Annotated in this window: 24 protein-coding genes; 15 read left to right on the top strand and 9 right to left on the bottom strand. The window is 32.7% G+C overall.

Going from position 1 to position 21008, the window contains the following annotated elements; genetic code table 11:
* Nucleotides 1-68 precede the first annotated feature (68 nt).
* Nucleotides 69-1715, top strand: a complete 1647-nt coding sequence (locus tag VF726_RS20775) for a M3 family oligoendopeptidase (RefSeq protein WP_440171706.1) — start codon at nucleotides 69-71, stop codon at nucleotides 1713-1715.
* Nucleotides 1716-1733: 18 nt separating this feature from the next.
* Here the strand turns inward: VF726_RS20775 and VF726_RS20780 are convergent, their stop codons facing one another.
* Nucleotides 1734-1931 carry a DUF4017 family protein gene (locus VF726_RS20780; protein ID WP_440171708.1) on the bottom strand — a complete coding sequence of 66 codons (198 nt, stop codon included), beginning with the start codon at nucleotides 1929-1931 and terminating at the stop codon, nucleotides 1734-1736.
* A 161-nt stretch (nucleotides 1932-2092) separates the two neighbouring features.
* On the opposite strand from VF726_RS20780, the gene VF726_RS20785 reads away from it, so the two are divergent.
* The 3 genes from VF726_RS20785 (at nucleotide 2093) to VF726_RS20795 (ending at nucleotide 4229) form a co-directional block, all read left to right on the top strand.
* Nucleotides 2093-3298: a peptide ABC transporter permease gene (locus VF726_RS20785; RefSeq protein WP_440171710.1), complete on the top strand. Its 1206-nt coding sequence runs from the start codon at nucleotides 2093-2095 to the stop codon at nucleotides 3296-3298.
* A gap of 20 nt (nucleotides 3299-3318) precedes the next feature.
* On the top strand, nucleotides 3319-3768 hold the full coding sequence (locus VF726_RS20790; RefSeq protein ID WP_440171712.1) for a DUF6884 domain-containing protein: 450 nt from the start codon (nucleotides 3319-3321) through the stop codon (nucleotides 3766-3768).
* A 254-nt stretch (nucleotides 3769-4022) separates the two neighbouring features.
* Nucleotides 4023-4229 (top strand): hypothetical protein, encoded by a 207-nt coding sequence (locus VF726_RS20795; protein WP_440171714.1) that lies wholly within the window; start codon nucleotides 4023-4025, stop codon nucleotides 4227-4229.
* A gap of 2 nt (nucleotides 4230-4231) precedes the next feature.
* On the opposite strand, the gene VF726_RS20800 is transcribed toward VF726_RS20795, so the two are convergent.
* The 4 genes from VF726_RS20800 to VF726_RS20815 all read right to left on the bottom strand — a co-directional run bounded on the left by VF726_RS20800 (nucleotide 4232) and on the right by VF726_RS20815 (nucleotide 6778).
* On the bottom strand, nucleotides 4232-4684 hold the full coding sequence (locus VF726_RS20800; protein ID WP_440171716.1) for a hypothetical protein: 453 nt from the start codon (nucleotides 4682-4684) through the stop codon (nucleotides 4232-4234).
* 139 nt (nucleotides 4685-4823) lie between these two features.
* Nucleotides 4824-5180 carry a hypothetical protein gene (locus VF726_RS20805; protein WP_000606238.1) on the bottom strand — a complete coding sequence of 119 codons (357 nt, stop codon included), beginning with the start codon at nucleotides 5178-5180 and terminating at the stop codon, nucleotides 4824-4826.
* A 129-nt stretch (nucleotides 5181-5309) separates the two neighbouring features.
* A complete protein-coding gene (locus VF726_RS20810) occupies nucleotides 5310-5933 on the bottom strand; it encodes an acetylglutamate kinase (protein ID WP_440171718.1) in 624 nt (207 codons plus the stop codon).
* A 683-nt stretch (nucleotides 5934-6616) separates the two neighbouring features.
* Nucleotides 6617-6778, bottom strand: a complete 162-nt coding sequence (locus VF726_RS20815) for a hypothetical protein (RefSeq protein WP_440171720.1) — start codon at nucleotides 6776-6778, stop codon at nucleotides 6617-6619.
* A gap of 229 nt (nucleotides 6779-7007) precedes the next feature.
* Between VF726_RS20815 and recQ the strand changes: the two genes are divergently transcribed.
* The 3 genes from recQ (at nucleotide 7008) to VF726_RS20830 (ending at nucleotide 10462) form a co-directional block, all read left to right on the top strand.
* Nucleotides 7008-9125, top strand: a complete 2118-nt coding sequence (recQ, locus tag VF726_RS20820; RefSeq protein ID WP_440171722.1) for a DNA helicase RecQ — start codon at nucleotides 7008-7010, stop codon at nucleotides 9123-9125.
* A gap of 25 nt (nucleotides 9126-9150) precedes the next feature.
* On the top strand, nucleotides 9151-9534 hold the full coding sequence (locus VF726_RS20825; protein WP_440171724.1) for a gamma-glutamylcyclotransferase family protein: 384 nt from the start codon (nucleotides 9151-9153) through the stop codon (nucleotides 9532-9534).
* 184 nt (nucleotides 9535-9718) lie between these two features.
* The gene (locus VF726_RS20830; RefSeq protein WP_440171726.1) at nucleotides 9719-10462 is read left to right on the top strand and encodes a class I SAM-dependent methyltransferase; all 744 of its coding nucleotides are present in this window, start codon (nucleotides 9719-9721) and stop codon (nucleotides 10460-10462) included.
* A gap of 20 nt (nucleotides 10463-10482) precedes the next feature.
* Here the strand turns inward: VF726_RS20830 and VF726_RS20835 are convergent, their stop codons facing one another.
* On the bottom strand, nucleotides 10483-11349 hold the full coding sequence (locus tag VF726_RS20835) for a CPBP family glutamic-type intramembrane protease (RefSeq protein WP_440171728.1): 867 nt from the start codon (nucleotides 11347-11349) through the stop codon (nucleotides 10483-10485).
* Nucleotides 11350-11703: 354 nt separating this feature from the next.
* Here VF726_RS20835 and VF726_RS20840 point away from each other — a divergent pair, with 354 nt between their 5' ends.
* A complete protein-coding gene (locus tag VF726_RS20840; RefSeq protein ID WP_440171730.1) occupies nucleotides 11704-13779 on the top strand; it encodes a HelD family protein in 2076 nt (691 codons plus the stop codon).
* A gap of 82 nt (nucleotides 13780-13861) precedes the next feature.
* A complete protein-coding gene (locus VF726_RS20845) occupies nucleotides 13862-14161 on the top strand; it encodes a DUF952 domain-containing protein (RefSeq protein WP_440171732.1) in 300 nt (99 codons plus the stop codon).
* Between the two features lie 102 nt (nucleotides 14162-14263).
* Here VF726_RS20845 and VF726_RS20850 read toward each other — a convergent pair whose 3' ends face one another.
* Nucleotides 14264-14836 (bottom strand): DJ-1/PfpI family protein, encoded by a 573-nt coding sequence (locus tag VF726_RS20850; protein ID WP_440171734.1) that lies wholly within the window; start codon nucleotides 14834-14836, stop codon nucleotides 14264-14266.
* Between the two features lie 393 nt (nucleotides 14837-15229).
* Between VF726_RS20850 and VF726_RS20855 the strand changes: the two genes are divergently transcribed.
* From VF726_RS20855 to VF726_RS20880, 6 genes are all read left to right on the top strand, one after another.
* A complete protein-coding gene (locus VF726_RS20855; RefSeq protein ID WP_071723438.1) occupies nucleotides 15230-15577 on the top strand; it encodes a PadR family transcriptional regulator in 348 nt (115 codons plus the stop codon).
* Nucleotides 15564-16565, top strand: a complete 1002-nt coding sequence (locus tag VF726_RS20860; protein ID WP_440171737.1) for an HAAS signaling domain-containing protein — start codon at nucleotides 15564-15566, stop codon at nucleotides 16563-16565. The genes VF726_RS20855 and VF726_RS20860 overlap by 14 nt, the downstream gene beginning before the upstream one ends.
* A 29-nt stretch (nucleotides 16566-16594) precedes the next feature.
* Nucleotides 16595-17107 (top strand): N-acetyltransferase family protein, encoded by a 513-nt coding sequence (locus tag VF726_RS20865; protein ID WP_440171739.1) that lies wholly within the window; start codon nucleotides 16595-16597, stop codon nucleotides 17105-17107.
* A 161-nt stretch (nucleotides 17108-17268) separates the two neighbouring features.
* Nucleotides 17269-17637, top strand: coding sequence for a hypothetical protein (locus VF726_RS20870; RefSeq protein WP_440171741.1), 369 nt, complete (start codon nucleotides 17269-17271; stop codon nucleotides 17635-17637).
* 26 nt (nucleotides 17638-17663) lie between these two features.
* Nucleotides 17664-18080 carry a GNAT family N-acetyltransferase gene (locus VF726_RS20875; protein ID WP_440171743.1) on the top strand — a complete coding sequence of 139 codons (417 nt, stop codon included), beginning with the start codon at nucleotides 17664-17666 and terminating at the stop codon, nucleotides 18078-18080.
* A 283-nt stretch (nucleotides 18081-18363) separates the two neighbouring features.
* The gene (locus VF726_RS20880; RefSeq protein ID WP_440171745.1) at nucleotides 18364-19170 is read left to right on the top strand and encodes an N-acetylmuramoyl-L-alanine amidase C-terminal domain-containing protein; all 807 of its coding nucleotides are present in this window, start codon (nucleotides 18364-18366) and stop codon (nucleotides 19168-19170) included.
* Nucleotides 19171-19230: 60 nt separating this feature from the next.
* Here VF726_RS20880 and VF726_RS20885 read toward each other — a convergent pair whose 3' ends face one another.
* Together VF726_RS20885 and VF726_RS20890 are read right to left on the bottom strand one after the other, a co-directional pair.
* On the bottom strand, nucleotides 19231-19443 hold the full coding sequence (locus VF726_RS20885; protein ID WP_440171747.1) for a DUF3006 domain-containing protein: 213 nt from the start codon (nucleotides 19441-19443) through the stop codon (nucleotides 19231-19233).
* Between the two features lie 2 nt (nucleotides 19444-19445).
* Nucleotides 19446-20831 (bottom strand): S-layer homology domain-containing protein, encoded by a 1386-nt coding sequence (locus VF726_RS20890; protein WP_440171749.1) that lies wholly within the window; start codon nucleotides 20829-20831, stop codon nucleotides 19446-19448.
* Nucleotides 20832-21008: the final 177 nt, after the last annotated feature.

Raw genomic sequence — 21008 nt, forward strand, 5'->3', positions numbered from 1 at the left:
TAGTCGGATTGGCTACTTGTCCTTTTTTATCTATAAAAAACAGAAAATTTAAAATAGGAGGGTTGTGTATGTTTAATAGTGTTGAGAGTAAATTACAGTTACTTTTAGAGCGACATATTGCTTCTGTTTCAGAATTAGAGAGTTGGCTTTTGGATGAACTGCGTGTAACTGCTGAAATAGAAGAGGAGATAACAAGTAGTCTAATCGCCACATATAGAGGTGTAAATGACAGGAATATACGTGATTTACATATGTATAATCAAAATACAATTCAACCACTTTTAAAAAGGTACAATGCAAATTTTGATCAGAAATTTAGAGAGTGTCCGTTTTCAGACTTATTAGATGAGAAGAAATACGGATTTATGAAAAAAGCAAGAGTGCTGAAGAGTAAAATGTTTAATGAAAAGAATATTACTCTTTTCATTAAAGAGCAAGAGCTAATTACGAAATATAGAGAAATAATGTCAAACATATCTATAAAGTGGGAAGGCGAGCAAAAGACGTATGCATACGTAAAAGCAAAGTTAGATAATCCAAATAGAGCTATTCGTGAAAGAGCTTGGTACGCTTTATGTGAAGCGAGAAGTGTAGTGAAAATGGAAATAGATTGTATTATGAATGAGCTCGTACAATTACGGAATGAGATTGCTTTACATGCAGGATTTAATAATTATAGTGAGTATGCTTTTCAACAAAAAAACAGAGATTACAGTATTGAAGATTGCTATAAGCTCCATGAATCTATAGAAAAGTATGTTGTACCAATATGGGAGCAGTTAGGAAGTCTTTCTAAAAAGAATCTCAGTGTAAAAAAATATCGCCTTTGGGATCTTACTCCATATAATTTACCAAAAGCCCCGTTCCAAAATGTCGTTGATTTATTGGATGGGGTGGAAGAAATGTTTCGGAAGACAGATTTATATTTTTATGAGAAATTTATTCATATAAGGAAAGAAGGATTCGTTGATGTAGAAGAACGTGAAAATAAAGCGCCAGGAGCAGCTTGTTTTACTTTGCCTCATAGTAAAGAGGTTTTTGTGTATTCTAATTTTAGTCCATCATTTTATGCGATTAACGCGCTCATACATGAAGTGGGACATGCATTTCATTTTTATAAACAATTTAACAATGATAGTAGTATGCAGGAAAGATATCTTCGTGAAGAGGTGGCTGAGCTTTATTCCCTCAGTCTTGAGTTACTAGTAATGGATAAGCTTACTATTTTTTATAAGCGAGAGGATGAATATAAAGAAGTACAGCGCGTACAATTGTATCGTGCGTTGTCTTTATTAATGTCGTCAATTGCAGGAGATGTATTTCAGCAATGGCTCTATACAAATCCGAACCATACACCGGAAGAACGTGATAAGAAATATATTGAACTATGCAAAAGGTATCAATATTCATCAGCAGATATTGTCGGATTAGAAGATGAAATTGGTTCAAATTGGTTAGAGTCATTTCACTTTATTCAGTTTCCTTTTTATAAAATTGAATATGCAATTGCACAAATAGGGGCAATGCAATTGTTTCAAATTTATCGAGAAGACCCAGAAAAAGCGATTGATTTCTTTAAAGAGGGAGCGAGTGCAGATTGGAATTTACCTATACAAGTAATATATGAAAAAACAGGTGTCACGTTTGATTTTTCTGAAGAAAAGATAGAAGGTACTGCAAGTGTAATTTTGGATCTGATTAATGAATTAAAATAAGGATAGCATTAGCTATCCTTATAACTGTTTGTTCGTAGATTTTTTCTTGTTTATATAAAATGTAATAATAGCTGTAATGAGAAAAATAGGTATAGCATACGCTTGCCCAACAAATAACTTCCAGCCAACATGATTATAGCCTTGAGATGCTGGAGTGATAATAGCGATTATGCAAACAATAATATAGAGTACTAGTGCAGGGAGTATACTTTTCATTTGTTCACCTCCTTTTCATAAAATCATTACATGTATATTTATATAATACATTATAGTTTGAGATAAGATATATGTTTTTCTAACATTTATGTAAATAAAAGGATTGTTTTTAAGTGGAATAGAATAGGTGTATGTAGAATGATATAGGGGTGTTACATATAATGAACAATATATTAAATCGAATAAAGAAAGATGTAAGTATAGAATTATTGAATATGCTATGGCCTGGTTTTAAGAGGGCTGCCTTTGCATTATATAATGATGAGCATGTGTATGTATTTCATCATCCATTATTTTTGAAAGATGATGGTGAGTATGCCGTTTTAAAGCGGGATGACCAATTTAAAGGTGATACACTTATTCTATTCAAAAATTATCCGACTGCCATTGTGAATTTGAATAGGTATAAAGATTATGAAAGTTTATTGGCGGTTGTAGTGCATGAACTTTTTCATTGCTATCAATATTTGAATAAAGAAAGTAGATTTCCAAATGAATCTCTAGGATTTCAATATCCTATAATAGAAGAAAATATAGAATTACGAAATAAAGAGCGAATTTGTTTATATAACGCTGTGCATTGTAAGTCACAAGCTGAGAAATATAATTATATTAAGCAATTTATCGAACTAAGAGAACAAAGGATTCGTTTTATAAAAGAAGAGTTTATAACTTATGAGTGTATGCTTGAAAGTATAGAGGGGCCGGCCTGGTATGTTGAAATGCACGCCCGCATTGCAGTATATAAAAATGATAAAAGTGAAACATTAAGAAAATATAGCGGACTTATTTTAGATACATATGATGCTAATTGTAACATTAGAAAGAGCTGCTATAGCACAGGAATGCTTTTATGTTTATTATTAGATGAAATCCATCCTGAATGGAAAACGAACTTCTTTAATAGTGATAAATCGTTATATGCTTTTTTAAAACGAAATATTAATGTTGTTTTAAGTTTAGATAATGAATTTGCAATAAGTAAAGAAACGAAGCAAATCATTCATTTTGTTCAAAACGAAAGAGACAAGGAATTTAAACAATTTTATAAGGAAAAAGGATATCATCTGTATATTGTAGGGAATATACAATTAAATTTGTTTAATCCAATGAATGTAAAATTAAACAAAAATAAAGCGTTACATAAAACCTTTTTAAGTGTATGTATACATAATAAAACATATATGATAAATCAACCTGTTTTAGCATCTTTTGAAGAGAATTTTAAGAATATGACACAAGTTCATATTATAATGAATGAAAAGCCGATAGAAACAAATAATGGTTGGAACGTAGTGGGTGTTGGTGATATAGAAGCTGATTATGAAGAAGAGGATTATTCTATATTTTTATATTTAAAAAGTTAGAAGTGAGGTAAGAAATAAAAATGAAAAGGTTATGCATAATTCCATGCGGAAAAAAGAAAATCTGGGATAAGTATCCGGATTACGGACCGATGGAGGCAAAAGATGTATATATTAGCCCATTCGGAAAAGCGTGTCAGGCGTATGCAACTCTATTTTTCGAGAATTGGGTTATATTATCGGCGAAGCATGGATTTTTAAGACCAAATGATATTGTATTAGAAAACTATGATCTTGCCTTTGATTCAAAGAGCGATGAAATTATTAGTATAGAACAATTAAAACAACAGATGATTGAAAAAGACTTGCTTCAGTTTGATGAGATAGTTTTACTTGCAGGGAAGAAGCATAAGAAAGTAGTGACACAATTGTATCAAGAAGAAATTATTACGTATCCGTTAGCTGGGTGTAAAGGAATTGGGTATATGTTGCAGAGGTTGAAAGGGGCTGTGGGGGAAGGGAAGGAATTATAGCCAACTTGTTACGTGAGCTTTTCAGTTATTTATATTGTTAGCGAGAAGATAGAAAATACATATAAATTTAAAGCCTAAACATTGGGCTTTTTTCTTTGGAGTAATATAATTATACTTATAAAACTAGAATATAGACTAGCAAACAAACCTCTTTCTACTTTTCATCATAGAATATGATGAATTCTATTTAGGAGGATGCATATTCATGGGGAATCATTGTAATTGTAGGCGTTCATTTTGGGACGATTTAATGTTTGGGAGATGTAGTTGTAAATGTAGGGATTGTCACGAATGTCGTTGCAAAGAGAAACCAAAATGCGATTGTGACAAATGTTGCTGCAAGGAAAAACCGAAGTGTGATTGTGAAAAATGTAATTGTAAAGAGAAACCGAAATGTCATTGTAAACATGAAGTGTATTAATAATAAAAAAGAGTACGCTAAGTACTCTTTAATTTTTTAAGATTAAATTCCATCTTGAACAGATTTTTTTACAATTTCCCACGTTTCTTGTTTTTTAATCTGTATAGCTACATTAGTTCCAGTAGACTCCGTATAAAAGATATATCCATTTTTTTCATCCACATATGTCAATGGTTCACCTATGCAATTTCGCGAACAGGAAGTATTGATTAGCTCTATTAATGATAGTTCACTCGGATCAGTTTTACTTGCATCTATTATAGTATCAAGGTCTGTTTTACGATAACCTTGTAAGTTTACATGAAAATTTTGTTCGATTTCTCCTGTAATACTAGTATTCATTACTTCAACAGAATTCTTCTTTTCTTGAAGAAATCCATTCTCATAAAGTAATTTTGTATATCCAAGCCATGCGATTAAAACTAGCATGATAAACATACTACATATTTTCAGTGTTCGAAGCCGTTTACTAACAATCGTTTCTGAGTATTTCATTCATTTTAATCCTCCATTGTTTTTAATTAAAAGTATGCCTAAATACATACTTTTAGAAGAAGGATAGAAGTTAACGAGTTCAGGATTCAAAAAAGAAAGCATCCGAAGTTAGACGCTTTCTTTTTTTGCGTATTATACATTACCTGTTCGTTACTTGTTTCATAAGGGGTCTAATTTCTTTAACGGGTGGTTTTTTATCATAGGCATCAACGTAAGAGAAATAGTAATTTAAGTTTCTGAGAAGACCTTTTCCTATTTTAGCGCTCAAGAACGGAAATACTTGTCCAGTATAATCATCGAGTGATTTACAATAATATTTTTCATCTAAATAAATACTGTATTTACATGTTAGTTCTACTAGTGAGTTCCCTTCATCATCAATTACTTCCTTAGAATCAATAATGTCTATTAATGCGAATTTTTCATTTAGATAAACTTTTTTCTTTTTCTCGTGTTTATTTGTGAGTATAAATACGAGACCAATGGCGTTAATCAAAAGATTTCCTCCTATAAAAAACGGATATTAATAAAATATATCGATATACGTTAAATGTAAAGAGGAGAGGTGAAATTTCATTGATAGAAAGTTTAATAAGCCGATTTGTTTTTTCAAATCGGCTTATTATTATTGAAATACTTGCGGGAATTGTTTTACGATTGCGTTTGTTATCATGTCGGCCATTTCTAATGCTTCTTTTTCAATTTTATCGTATAGTTTTACGCTTGCTTCAAAATCTTTATTTAGGAAGGCAATTGCTTCTGCTTTTGTTAATGCTAAATGTTCATAAAACATTTTTTTAAATTCTTCTTTTTCTATATATGGGTTGATGCTAGTAAGAAATGCCACAATTTCATCACCGTTAGCGTACCATTTTTTCTCTATAGCAGCAGCTGCATTTTGATCACCTGCTTTTGCAGCTTTAACAAGATCCGCAGCAATGACTAAGTGGTCTTTAATGAGTGCACTATATTTTTTTACAGCATCCTCACCATAGAATGGTTCAAGTGATAGTCCCATATGTGTTGCGTTTTGAAGAAGACGCCCAACTGTAACGTTAACGTCTGGTAAATTAAAGACAATACTTATAATAGCTAATCTCGTCCAAGCGACATGTTGTTCCCATAAAGAACGCATATAACCTTTTAAAAAGTTTTCGTTTTTACTAATTCGGTAATTACGTACAGATGTATCAAAGTGTACATAGGGGTTATGATAGGGGGAGTAATACGATTGCCAATAAGAATACATAAACAGTAACACTCCTTTGAACATGTATAACTCAAAGTATGATGGGGATTTATATTTAGTTACGTGTCCTAGATTAATTTCAGAAATTGATATGAAAAAAGATGAGGAATTCAATTGTGTTATATATAAATAAAATGAATATAAAGTAAAAGAGGCTCTGCAAGGGAAGTTGCAGAACCTCAAAAGGGTATTGCCGAGATGTCGGACTCGACTACGTAATATTATCATAAAATTCTATTGAAAAAACCTGGTAAATGTGTCCAAATAAAAGTGGGTCTTTAATAAAGTCAAAGGGATCCGCTTCCCGCAGCAGATCCCATTAACTAGATAATGTTGATGAGCAAAAACTCATCTGGAGTACTTTTATAGTAACAAGTGAAATTTGTTTTGTGTATTGAGAAAAAAAGAATTGGATAATGAAATGTTAAGAATTTATATTTAACCTTTTGTGATTATTATCATTTGTGGTGAGTGGAGTATGGTTATAAAATGTAGAAAAGATTTACAATTATATTTAAAAGTGTACTGAACTATATAATAATCAAAAAAGACCTGCTTATATAAGCAGGTTAACTTAAAGAGTATATCCAACAGAATATTTCATATGATATCAATTGTATTGTAGTAAGTCTATAAGGTTTATATTGAGAAAATTATTATGAATGATATGTTTCACACACGTATTAACGTTTAAAAAGTCGAGAAAGAAAATAGGGAAATTTTCTATAAGAAAATAATGGCTGGTATTTATAATATGATTCATATTTCCACGCATCATTATTTGAGAATTTGAGTTGATTCGGTACAGTTTTTTGCTTGATGGAACTCATATTTTGCTGCTTCATATAGTAACCTCCTAAATTCATATGTATAAGATTAGTAGTATTCAAGGAAGGTTAATAAAATGTGTATTTATCCTGAAATTTGTTTTAGTGGTTATCAACCTTTAAAACATAAAGAAGTATAAAATAATGAAAAAGCAAGCTGTTCGTCATGTATTGATTACTTTCAAGTCACATAAGTGATGATATAATAGGAGTAGATGAAAGATAAAGAAAAGCAGGTGACTCTTTTTTGTTTACAAAAGCACAAGAACTTTTAGCGTCTTATTTCGGTTATTCGTCATTCCGAAGAGGACAAGATGAAACAATTAAAAATGTATTAGATGGGAAAGATACGGTTTGTATTATGCCTACGGGTGGTGGTAAATCAATTTGTTATCAAATTCCCGCATTAGTATTCGAAGGAACGACGTTAGTCATATCGCCATTAATATCACTTATGAAAGACCAAGTAGATACATTAGTACAAAACGGTATTTCAGCTACTTATATTAATAGTTCTATTTCTATTACAGAAGCGAATCAACGAATTCAGTTAGCGAAACAAGGCCATTATAAGTTACTTTATGTAGCGCCTGAGCGTCTTGATTCAATGGAGTTTGTTGACCAACTTATCGATATGAAAATCCCGATGATTGCAATTGATGAGGCGCACTGTATTTCGCAGTGGGGACATGATTTCCGTCCAAGTTATTTACATATACATCGCATATTAGATTATCTTCCAGAAAAGCCGCTTGTATTAGCGTTAACTGCTACGGCAACACCACAAGTTCGTGAAGATATTTGCAACACGCTTGGAATTAATCAAGAAAACACGATTATGACAACGTTTGAGCGTGAGAACTTATCATTTTCTGTAATTAAAGGACAAGATCGTAATGCATATTTAGCGGATTATATTCGTCAAAATCAAAAAGAATCTGGGATTATATATGCTGCTACTAGAAAAGTAGTTGATCAATTATATGAGGATTTAATGAAAGCGGGAGTTTCTGTTTCAAAATACCATGCTGGTATGAGTGATAACGATCGAAATGAGCAGCAAGAACTCTTTTTACGTGATGAAGTGAGTGTAATGGTAGCGACATCTGCATTCGGAATGGGGATTGATAAATCGAATATTCGTTACGTTATCCATTATCAACTGCCAAAAAACATGGAAAGTTATTATCAAGAAGCAGGACGTGCTGGTCGTGACGGTTTAGATAGTGCATGTATATTGCTATATTCTTCTCAAGATGTGCAAGTACAGCGCTTTTTAATTGACCAATCGACAGGAGAATCTCGTTTTTCAAATGAACTTGAAAAATTGCAAAATATGACTGACTACTGTCATACAGAACAATGTTTACAATCATTTATTTTGCAATACTTTGGAGAAGAGCCGAAAGAAGATTGTGGCCGCTGCGGTAATTGTACGGACGACCGTGAAAGTATCGATGTGACGAGAGAATCACAAATGGTTCTATCTTGTATGATTAGGACGAACCAACGATTTGGTAAACAAATGATTGCACAAGTGTTAACTGGTTCGAAAAATAAGAAAGTTATTGAATTTAATTTTCATACTTTACCAACATACGGCTTACTATCAAATCGTAGTGTAAAAGAAGTTAGTGAATTTATTGAGTTTTTAATTTCAGATGAGTTAATTGCAGTTGAACATGGTACGTATCCGACATTAAAAGTAACAGAAAAAGGGAAAGAAGTGTTACTTGGTAAAGAGAATGTTTTACGTAAAGAACGAGTAGAGACAAGACAAATTGTTCAAGATCATCCTTTATTTGAAGTACTTCGCGAAGTACGTAAAGAAATTGCGCAAGGAGAAGGTGTACCTCCATTCGTTATTTTCTCTGACCAAACGTTGAAAGATATGTGCGCGAAAATGCCGCAAAGTGACTCTGAACTCTTAACTGTAAAAGGGATTGGCGAACATAAACTTGTGAAGTATGGTTCGCACTTTTTACAAGCAGTTCAGCACTTTATTGAGGAAAACCCAAACTATGCTGAAACAGTTAAGACAGAAGTCGTGACAGAGCGGAAAAAGTCAGGGAAAGCTTCAGCAAATTCTCATTTGGAAACGTATGAAATGTATAAACAAGGCATAGATCTAGATGAAATTGCGAAAGAACGTGGCTTATCAAGACAAACGATTGAAAATCATTTAATTCGTTGTTTTGAAGATGGAATGGAAGTAAATTGGAACAGTTTTGTTCCTTCAGAATATGAATCATTGATTGAAACTGCCGTACAAAATGCAGAGGGTGGATTGAAATCGATTAAGGAACAACTTCCAAATGAAGTGAGTTACTTTATGATTCGTGCTTATTTACAAATTAGAAAGTAGAGACATATAAAGGGGATAGGGATATATGTATCACGTTTTCGTGTATGGCACGTTAAGAAAAGAGCAAACGAATGCTCATTTTATGCAAGGTGCAATATGCATCGCAGACGAAGCATGGACGTATGGCAAATTATTTGATACAAACGAAGGGTATCCGGCAATGATTTGTTCAAATGAAGACAAAGTATATGGAGAAGTTTACGAGGTAAATGACGATGTTCTGCAAAAATTAGATGAACTGGAAGAATACACAGGTAATGCGGAGAGTGACTTATATGACCGAATTACCGAAATGATTTATTTAGGCGATAGGGAAATACGTGCATTTGTGTATGTCGCTCAAGATAAAGAAATGCTAAAGAAAGTTATCATTTCTGGTGATTGGGTGAAGTATCAACAAGGACAATAAAGGCAGCCATAGAAACAGATAGTGGGAACATCCATTATCTGTTTTTTTGTTTTAGTACTTTAAAAATTCATATTTTTTAGATAAAATGTAAATATAGGGAAATCAAAAGGGGGATTTTTCATGGGTATCAGAAATTTAGTTTCTCACCTGTAGCAGAAAAATAATATACAGGAGGAGAATATTAATGAACGAAGTAAATGTAAAAGAATTTTATAAAAAACAATTTGAACTACTAAGCTATGATGTAAATAATGAAAATTGGTTACAGGAAGTTGCTAAAGAAGTTCAAGAACAAGTTGGATATACATTTCAGTCGATGTTAGAGCTAGGAGCAGGAAATGGTGGATTTGCAAGAGCGATGTCTAATTTGAATGTAAAGATGACTACAGTTGAGCTAGTACGAGAGTTAGTTATGTTTGCGAAAGAACATTCTACTAATGATATTGTTATTCACTGTGCTGACTTTTATAAAATTAATTTTGAAGAAAAGTTTGATGTCGTTACTTATTTGGACGGATTTGGTGTAGGAACGGATGCAGAACAATTATTTTTATTAAAACGCATACATAGTTGGTTGAAAGATGATGGGTGTGCACTTATTGATATTTATCAACCTTTATATTGGGAAAAAGCAAATGGACAAGAAATGCCGATTTATTCTGCAATGCGAAAATATGAATATGATAGTGAAAATGCTAGAATGCTGGACCATTGGTGGGAAACGGATTCTTCAAATGATATTGTGACACAATCTTTACGTTGCTATACTATAGATGAGATTAATAATTTATGTGCAGAGGCTCGCTTCAGTATAGTTGGGATTTTCCCAGGAGGGGCGTATGACTTTGAAGAGAGAAAATATAAAGAGCAAGCGTCATTAAATGAATGTTTATCATATCGTATAAAAGTAAAAAAGAGTAAGGATTAATTCCTTACTCTTTTTTACTTTTATAGTGTGAATAATTGACTATCTCTCGTATTTAATTGTCGTTCTTTTTTAATTCTTATGGATCTTAGTACGATCCCAATTCCAAGAAATATAATAGTAGCAACAACTCCGCTAATAGGGTTTAACCAAAAATCACTGCTGTTGGTAAGTGTAATAATACCTGTTATTGTAACTAAAATGGTAGGAACGGCATCTTCAATTGCATGCATGATTACGCATGGCCACACTGATTTTGTAAGTCTATATATTTCGACATACATAATAGACCAACAAACCATAAGTATACAGCCTGCTAAAAGCATATTTAATCTTGAAATGGATTCGAAATACTCATTTGGTAAAAAGACTATATAATAAGCAGCATGCCAAAGAGCCCAAATTAAACCAGAAACTAAATAAATTAGCCAATCGTTTAACTTTAATTCAATAAGCTTTGGGGTTAAATAACCACGCCAAGAGAACTCTTCGAAAATATTTTTAATAAAATTACCTATAGTAGAAATGAGTATGAGTGAGCATAATGAGGACATCTCAAAGTTAGTTATGTTAACGACTCCGAAAAATAGAGCTAAGCTTATAGTTATTAGTGTAACGAATGGATAAATAAGTATTGCTACGAAATACCATTTAAAGCTTCCTTTTAAATTTGGTTTGATACCAAAATCATGCCAATCTCGGCTAAGAACTCTAAGTAATATGCTGACGAAGAAAGGAAGTATAAGCCATAAGCCCATACCTAAAGAATTTCCTTCAGGCTGATCTGTTAGAAGGGAATCAAGAAATACACCGATCCAACCACTTGCTAGCACAATTAACACAAAAATAATTAAATGTAACTTTACATGCTTTCTATTGGTTGTAGTCATTTCGTATAAACTCCTTTTTATTTTTTGTATTTACTTATTGACACTTCTCATTATTTTACAAGTGAAAGGAGGAAATCGATAGAAAGGTAGATGAGAGTTTAGTAAGTTAGTGTACAAATGCTATTAAAAGAAATTAATAGCATTTGTACGCATTATTTTATTATATGTACAGTGTTGTAATTTAGAGGTTTTTTATTCTTATAATGTAAAAATAATGATAAGATTTCAAAATTAGAAAGATGAAAAGTGAGTTTTTTCGGAAAATTTAAATTGAAACTATTGACTTTATAAATGGATTTTTAATACAATTATATTTCGACTGAAAAATTAGAACGGACAGGAGGGAATCATCAAATGAACAATATTTTTGAAGAAGAGTTACAAAAGATGAAAGATACATTACGTACGATGGATGATCAATTAGAACAGCTTGAAAACATTCCGGTTTATTATGGAGATGATTTTAAAGAACAAATTCTAGAAAGTATGAGAGAATCTAATAGGCAAAATTTACGTATTGGTGTACAAGAACCGTACTTTGGAAGATTAGATTTTCAGGAGGATGGCAAGGAAGGTGTGATGCCGATTTACATCGGTAAAGTAGGTGTTTCACATAAAGATACAATGAAACCAATTGTAATTGATTGGCGGGCACCTGTCGCAAGTATGTTTTATTCATTTACCGGTGGAGAAGAATTAGCATTTTATCAATCACCAGATGGATTAGTAGAAGGTGATGTGTATTTAAAGCGAAATATCTCTATTCGAAAAAGAGAACTAGAACGTGTTGTTGATACATATGTAAAAGGAAATGAAGATGTCTCGCATGCCGATGATTTTCTTCTATATCGATTAGGTGAGAATAAAGATAATAAACTGAAGGATATTGTTTCGACGATACAATCGGAGCAAAATGATATTATTCGTGCGGAAAGAAACTTACCACTACTTATTCAAGGGGTTGCAGGGAGCGGAAAAACAACTATCGCTTTACATCGCCTTGCTTTTTTAATTTATGAATATCGTGAGCAGCTAGAAGCTGAGAGAATGATTGTATTCGCTCCAAATAGTCTGTTTTTAGATTATATTTCGAGTGTACTTCCTGAATTAGGTGTAGGGAATATTAGTCAAACAACATTTCCAGATTGGGCATTACGAACGTTAGATGATTCGGTGAAACTAAAGCAGACAGAAGAAAAATTGAAAGAAGCGTTTTCTATTAATCGTGACGAAGAAAAGGTTATGCTTGGTAAATTGAAAGGTACACTGGAATTTAAGTCCTTTATTGAAGAGAGAATGGTTCAATTTGAAAAAGAATTAGTACCAACAAGTGATTTTGAAGCATGGGACAAAGCCATTATTCCAGTGAAAGACATAAAAAAATGGATGCAAGTGGAATATAAACATTATCCATTAAAGAAAAGAAGAGAAAGATTAGTCGGCCGAATGAAGCGCTGGATTGAAATTGAACTGAAAAAGTATGGAGAAACAAACGAGAAGAAATTACTAAAAAAAGAAGCGACAAAGAGATTGAACACCTATATGAAGTTTTGGCCGAAAATGAGCTCACTTTCAATTTATAGTTCTATATTGAAAAGTAAAGAAATATTCGAAGTATTGCCTGAAGAACTTGTGAAAGAAACTGAAAAGAGTTGTCGTAAAAAAGAAGTGTATATAGAAGATTTACCAGCTTTAATTTACATACATCACCGCATAACAGGTATTGAAATCGGACAGAAATTCCATCACGTTGTTATTGATGAAGCGCAAGATTTTTCGCCATTCCAAGTTTATGTATTAAAAGAAATTACACTAGGTAATTCTTTCACTATATTAGGTGATTTATCTCAAGCAATTTATGATTATCAAGGGATTGAAGATTGGGGTGCTTTTAAGGAAGTATTCCAAGAAACAGGTTATTATGAACTGACGAGAAGTTATCGCTCTACAAAAGAAATTATTGAATTTGCGAACGAGATTATTAAAAATGCAGAAATTCCAGTTGGGCTCGCAACACCAGTTTTTCGTAGTGGTGAAGATGTTAAAGTAATCCATACAGAAGATCAATTTAATGAGATTATGAAGACGTTAAAGCATCTACAAAATGAAGATGTGAAAACAATTGCGGTAATAGGAAGAACAGACGATGAATGCCGTGATATATATGAGAAATTAACAAATGCAGGACTGGCTGTAAACGTCATAGAAGCAGATCAAAGTAAATATGAAGGTGGTATTTCAGTAGTACCTGTATACTTGGCGAAAGGGCTAGAATTTGATGCGGTTCTACTAATTGACGTTGATGAAGAACATTACAAAAATACAAAACACGATGCGAAGTTATTGTACGTTGGATGTACAAGGTCGCTTCATGATTTATGGATTTTCCATAGCGGAGAAGCATCGCCTTTAATTAACGGATTAAAATAAAAATGAAACGCAAGAGGCTTTTCTAGTAACAAAAAGAAGAACCTCTTGTTTTTCTATATAATGGTATGGGGAGAGAATAAATATGATTACAAAGGTAATAACGAAAAGAAATTGGGAAATCGCAAAGGTAAATGGAGAAATTAATGAAGCCTCATTAAAAGAAGAGGGATTTATTCATTGTTCGTTTTTTGAACAAGCTTTAAAAGTCGCTGAAAAACATTTTAGTCATGAAGAAGATGTTTTATTACTGACAATTGATCCATCCTTAATAAAAGCAGAAATAAAATATGAACTTGCTTCTAACGGTCAAGAATATCCGCATGTATATGGTGTAATTCATATTGAGGCAATTGTTGATGTTGCCTCATTGCCATCGAAATAAAATTTTTTAAAATACCCCAGAACGAAATTTTATGCTCCCCAAAACAAAAAAAGCTCATTTTTTCGTTTTGGGGAGCAACTAATCCTATTACCTGATTTGAAATTAAAAATATAAACCTTTGCCTACTGGCTGAACAGTTTCTAGCACAGTATCAACCATTTCCTCATTAATTAGGGTTCTTATGATCCAAGCTGAGAGTTCTTTAGCAGCAAAACAACCCGCAGCAGTTGAGATATTTCCTTCGTTTACGAAACTTTGTTCAATAACAACTACATCAAATTTTTTAAGCTGTTCTACTACGGATGGATATGTAGTTGCTTTTTTTCCGGTTAACAATTTTTTAGCTCCTAGTAGTAGTGACCCAGAACACATAGCTCCTATTAATTGTTTTTGAGGATCTACATGAATGCTATTTATATACTCTTGATTTTTATATAAATCTTGTACACCCTTACCACTTGCAAATATTACAGCGTCAGCATAAGGGATGTCAGATATACTTCCTGTCATGGGAATACGTAAGCCAGACATGGATATATGAGTTTTTTTCGTTCCTAATAGTTGGACATTCCAATCAGAAATACCGCCAACTAAACGTACACGATTTAATAAATCCCACGGTAGAAAAACATCTATATCAGTAAAGTTATCGAAACAGACTATTGCAATTTTCATTTTCCTCACCCTGTAATTATAATATTTAAAACATTATAATTATAACAATTTCAACTGGCGGTATCGAGAATAAAATTTTTAATAAATGGGTATCGCTCCATCGCATCAAGTTAAAAAATGTATGTGTAAAATGAAAAAAACACTATTTTTTGTAGAGATATATAGGAAGTGTAACGTTTTTGATAAGGTTTCATCGATTTCTGAAGAATTACAGCAACATATGCCAGCACACGCCTGAAGTAGTTAGCTAAAAAGCAGAAATTATATAGTTTGTGCTTTTTTTATTATCTATTTTTTGGTAATTAATTATTGTTTTTATCACAATAATACTGTATGATACATAGTATAAAACGCATACTGTATGACATATAGTAATGAAAACGAGGTGAGTGAATGGATGCTTTATTAAATTCGTTAATTACTGAACTAAGAAGAGGTACATTAACATTAGCGGTTTTAAGCCAGTTAAGAACACCACAGTATGGGTATTCACTTGTCCAATTATTGGAGAAATCGGGGATTACAATCGATCAAAGTACGTTATATCCACTACTACGTCGATTAGAAAAGCAGGAGCTAGTGACGAGCAGTTGGGACAAAACAGAGAGTAGACCGCGTAAGTATTATGTATTAAGTGAATACGGATTAGAGATATTTTTGCAGTTGAAAAAGGAATGGATAAAGGATTCGAAAGAACTTTATAAATTATTAAAGGAGGAGGACAAGAATGAATTTGATTGATATTTATGTTGAGGAAGTAGCGAAGAGATTACCTGAAAAAAATCGTGAAGATATTATTCTTGAACTACGGTCAACAATCGAGGATATGTTACCTGATGATTATAATGAAGATGATGAAAAAAGAGTTCTTGAAAAATTGGGGAGTCCAGTTTCATTGGCAAATGGGTACTTGGATAGGCCGATGCATTTAATTGGACCACGTTATTTTGATGTATATACGACATTATTAAAAATGATCATACCGATCGCAGCTGTTATCGCACTCATTGCAATGGTTGCAGAAAATTTTGTAGGGTATGATGGTGAGCAAGCGATATTAAATGTTATTTTAAATGTGATAGGTAAAGGAATTGGGGAAATTATCGAAGTAAGCCTCCATGTATTTTTCTGGTTGACACTTGTATTTGCAATTTTAGAAAGAACAGATAAAGACAAAGGTACTCAACCGTTGACGACAAGTTTAAAAAAATGGACGCCTGATGATTTGAAAAATACTTCGTATGTTCCAAAGAAAAAGTCGATCTCAAAGTTCGAAGTATTTGGCGGGTTAATGTGGACGGCAATATGGGCAACACTTTATTTTTATGCGAACCATCTTGTAGGTGTATATCATGGTACAGAAAGCGGATTGAAGTTTGTCGCGCCAACTTTTAATCAAGATGTGTTACTTCAGTATTGGCCAATCGTTGTAATTATGATTGTGTTTGAAATAGGTATATCTCTTTATAAGTTAGTACAAGGACAATGGACGAAAAAGCTGGCAATTGGGAATGCTATTCTTCAAATAGTTGGAACAATAGTATTCATTGTAATTGTAGTAAATCCGCATTTATTTAATGAAGGATTTATTACGTATATGGCAAATGTGTTTACTACTTCTCCAGAGGAAGTTAAAAAGTGGTTAATTGGTGGAGGTATTATCATTTACATTTTGTCTGCTGCGTTAAATATATTTGATGGTTTCCGAAAAGCTCGTATTCGTATGTAGGAGTGAAATTAGAGGAAAGGAAGAAAGTGATGATAAGGGAAGCAAGGAAACAAGATGTAATATACATTTTAGATATTTATAATGATGCTATATTGTATACAACAGCCGTATATACGTATAAACCTGTAACCCTTGAAAATAGAATAGACTGGTATGAACAAAAAAAGGCTGAAGGTTATCCAATTTTAGTATATGAACTAGATAATAAAATAGTAGGATTTGCGACATTTGGTCCGTTTAGAGCTTGGCCTGCTTATAAATATTCAATTGAGCATTCTGTGTACGTTCATAAGGAATATAGAAAGAGTGGGATAGGAACTTCATTAATGAAAGCATTGATTACTATGGCAAAAGAAAGGGAATATATGACTTTAATTGCTGGAATTGATGCGCATAATGAGAAAAGTATTGCCTTACATGAAAACTATGGATTTGTTCATGCAGGGACAATCAAAAAGGCTGGTTATAAGTTTAATAGGTGGTTAGATTTAGCTTTTTATCAATTGGAGCTTAATGGTCCTAAAAAGCCTATGGAAGAGTAGATGTTTGTGTTATGGTAATATTTATTTTATAAAGGTAGCATGGAGGAATTTCATGCTATCTTTTTTATTGTACGCATCAATATCATGTAACAAAAAGGTTTTTAATATTCTATATCGAATTTTGAGAAGATGATAAAACAATATAAAAAGAGGTACGAAAATTGAAACGAAACTTAAAAACTTCAACAATCATTATATTGATTTTAACAATTATTGCTTTGGAAGTTGGAATTGCGATTTACGATCATAATTTGTCACTACATACAATTTACTTTGCAGCAATAATTATTTGTATTGTATTGCTTTTTGGCACACGTGTTTCTGAAGAGAAAGTAAGTATATTGAAAGAGAGTCGAAGGAAAACAGCTCTTATATTTTGGCCATCTATTATTATGTCTATCGCTTGTTTTGCAGTTATAAGTTATATAAGAATAGGCTATGTTTCTGTACCAGGTATAATTGGCTTTTCATGCTTTGTTACTTATGGTGGTTTCGTATTTATTAGTATATTAAAAAAGAAAAAAAGATAGCTTACTAAGTTGAAAGGAAGAATTATATGAAACAAATAGAAAATGGTACTCGAGCTGAAGGAGAATACATAAAAAATAAAGTAATTCAATATAACATGTCTATTTTAACAGATGAAGTAAAACAGCCGATGGAACAAGTAAGTTTTGTAGTGAAAGATGAGAATGGGAAAATCTTTGGCGGGGTAACAGGAACGATGTATTTTTACCATCTTCATATAGATTTTTTATGGGTTGATGAAACAGTTCGTCATGATGGTTATGGTAGTCAACTGTTACATAAAATCGAAGACATTGCGAAGGAAAAAGGTTGTAGATTAATATTATTAGATTCATTTAGTTTTCAAGCACCAGACTTTTATAAAAAGCACGGCTACCGAGAATACGGTATTGTTGAAGATCATCCTAAAGGACATAGTCAACACTTTTTAGAGAAGAGGTTATAGTAGTCGTATTCCTGTTCTACAAGATAAGTGGATTTTAAAGGCATCACCAACAAGGTGTTGCTTTTTTAATTTATAGTAACTAATCATTTTGATGCAATGGTGGGAATGAAAAGTACGATTCGTATAACATTCATTTTCTTTTTTTCTGGAAATGAGTTACTGTCTTTGTAGAAGACAATTGTCGTATTTACTATATGAACTAACAATAACCGTTGAATTTTTAGAAGGGGAAGAGCAAGAAGACGAGCTCTGAATATAATAATGATAAAGGAGGTGTTATGCAATGGGTTATATTGTAGATATTTCGAAATGGAACGGTAACATTAACTGGGATGTAGCAGCTCCACAACTAGATTTCGTAATCGCTAGAGTACAGGATGGTTCAAATTATGTAGACCCTTTATATAAAGATTACGCCCAAGCAATGAAAACTAGAAATATTCCTTTCGGTAACTATGCATTTTGCCGCTTTATTTCAATTGCTGATGCGAAGAAGGAAGCACAAGATTTCTGGAATCGCGGTGATAAGAGAGCTACAGTTTGGGTTGCTGATGTAGAAGTGAAAACAATGGATGATATGAAATCTGGTACCCAAGCATTTATCGATGAATTACGCCGACTAGGTGCTAAAAAAGTTGGATTATATGTAGGCCATCATATGTATGGACCTTTCGGTATGGCAAACGTAAAAAGTGATTTTGTATGGATTCCTAGATATGGTGGTAATAGACCAGCATATCCTTGTGATATTTGGCAATACACTGAGACGGGTAATGTACCAGGGATCGGTAAATGTGATTTAAACCAATTAATTGGAAATAAACCCCTTTCTTGGTTTACTGAATCGGTACCAAAACAAGAAAATATACAAGCACAAGTTTCTAAACAAAATATCATTCAAACGGGAGCCTTTTCACCTTATGAAACTCCAGATGTTATGGGAGCATTAACTTCTTTAAAAATGACTGCTACCTTCATTTTACAATCAGATGGCTTAACATATTTTATTTCCGATCCAACTAGTGATACACAATTAAACGCTATGAAAGCTTGGCTTGATCGGAAAGGTTGGTGGTATGAAGTTAAATAATAAACAATAACTAGCTTAAGTGTGCAAAAAAAGAGCCATCCAACAGGAGGGCTCTTTTTTCTATTCAAATAGCTTATTCATTAAATCTTGGATTTCACGTCTTCTTTTATCTGTTTCGTTCTTATCAATTGTATACGTATCATCCTCGATTATAAGAACATCACCTTCTTTTGCAGAAGAGGGGAGTTTCGATTTAGGAACATCAATTGTTACGTCATTTATTTCAATAACTGCTAGTTCGCCTTCAAAACGGTCAATAATACCTCTTTTCATAATTATCTCTCCGTTCTTACAGAAATGTCTGAACCATCACTATTAATAATTACAGTTCCATTTAAATCAGTTCTATATACATTAATAGACATAGCATTTAACTTTGATAAAGTTTCCTGTGTAGGATGACCATAGCGGTTACCTGCACCAGCACTGATCACAGCAATACTTGGTTTCACTGCATCTAAAAATGGCTGAGAAGAAGATGTCTTACTTCCATGGTGACCAGGTTTTAATACATCAGATTTTAGGCTAGAACCATGTGTTGCAACCATATCTTTCTCACTTTTAGATTCAGCATCTCCAGTAAATAAGAAAGATTTGCTTCCATGTGTTACTTTTAATACAGCACTCCATTCATTTAGATCGTTACCGTATTCTTTCACGGGAGCTAAAAATTGTGAGTTTAAACCGTTGATTGGTAAAGTTACTCCATATTTTGCTTCTTTAATTGTTAATCCTTTGTTAGCTACTGCAGTTAGAAAGTCTTTAAACGTTTGAGTTGTATGACTTACTTTAGGTGCATATACGTTTTTTACATTCATAGCATAAAGTACTTCATCTAATCCACCTACATGATCAGCATCAGGATGAGTAGCGATCATATAATCAATAGATTGGTATCCTAATCCTTTTAGATAAGTTGCTACTACTTTACCTTTTCCGTTGTTACCAGCGTCAATAAGGATGGTTTCTCCACTTGGGGATTTAATAAAAGTAGCATCACCTTGTCCGACATCAATATAATGAACCTCTAAGTTTCCTTTAGGCTTAGGAAGAGCTGGACGGAAATTTGGTTCTAAAACACGAGCTAAGAATGCAGCGAATTGCTCACGAGTTACTTTTATATCTGGACCAAATGTACCATCAGGAAATCCAGCAGTGATATTATTTTGAGCTAAAATTTTGACATAATTGTAACCCCAGTGATTAGATGGAACATCAGGGAAATTCACGTCGGCACCTGTAGGTTTCAAATCAAAAGTTTTAACAAGAACTACTGCCATTTCTGCACGTGATAATGAGCGATCCGGGAAGTAGTTTGTTTCACGTTGTACAATGTTGTTGTGTGCTAACTTATGTACAGAATCGTAATAATAGATACCTTTAGTTACATCAGAAAAAATATGATTATAATTAGATGGCTTTTCTAATTTTAAGGATAAATCTAGCATTAAGGCCATTTGCCCACGCGTTACATTATCACTTGGCTTAAAATATCCTTCTGGCGTACCATTAATAATACCTTTATCCGATAAATAATTAATTTCTTTAATTGCCCAATGATTAGATTGGACATCAGGAAAAGTTTTAGCACTTGTAAAATTAGGGATGAATAACGTTAAGATTATGACAAATGCTGTTAGTAATAAACTAAACTTTTTCAAAAAATCGCCTCACTTTATTTATTTTTCACCTAATTAACTTTACCAGTTCTTGAAAGAAATTCAAGTTTTAATAGTTAAATAGTATATGAGAACTGTTTTTGGTATTATATTCACTAATCCCCTTTAATTCTTTATATTTAATTTAAAGGATGTTAAAGGGAGAGAGTAACGATTGCA

The sequence above is a fragment of the Bacillus sp. Brlt_9 genome (genome assembly GCF_051948935.1).
Lineage (GTDB): Bacteria > Bacillota > Bacilli > Bacillales > Bacillaceae_G > Bacillus_A.